Origin of the sequence: Achromobacter sp. GbtcB20 (assembly GCF_019091095.1) — a bacterium.
GTDB lineage: Bacteria > Pseudomonadota > Gammaproteobacteria > Burkholderiales > Burkholderiaceae_B > Achromobacter > Achromobacter mucicolens.
Window position 1 is genome coordinate 1 of the sequence record NZ_JAGXJZ010000510.1, and the last position, 275, is coordinate 275.

A 275-nucleotide genomic window follows, 5' to 3' on the forward strand; every position below is an offset into this window, starting at 1 on the left:
CGGTCGATCATCAGCACCTTGTGCCCCATCATTGCAAGGGCAGAGGAAATGTTTCAGCTGATCGTCGTCTTGCCTGTGCCCCCTTTGGCCATACGAAAGTTGAGGATCGGGGGGAGTGTCTTGGTACGCTCGGTATCCAGCGGAAGCGAGAGCATCGTCATGCGAATCCGGCGGATATCCTCCGGGGTATAAATACGGTGATACGCACCTTGATTGGCGACCGCGAAACGCTCGCGAAAAGCTTTAGGCGAGCCAGAGAAGCCACACAGCTCCTG

1 pseudogene is annotated in these 275 nt (G+C 56.4%); it reads right to left on the reverse strand.

The features are described from left to right. Positions 1–53 precede the first annotated feature (53 nt). Positions 54–275 (reverse strand): annotated as a pseudogene (locus tag KVT32_RS29990) (hypothetical protein); the annotation flags it as partial.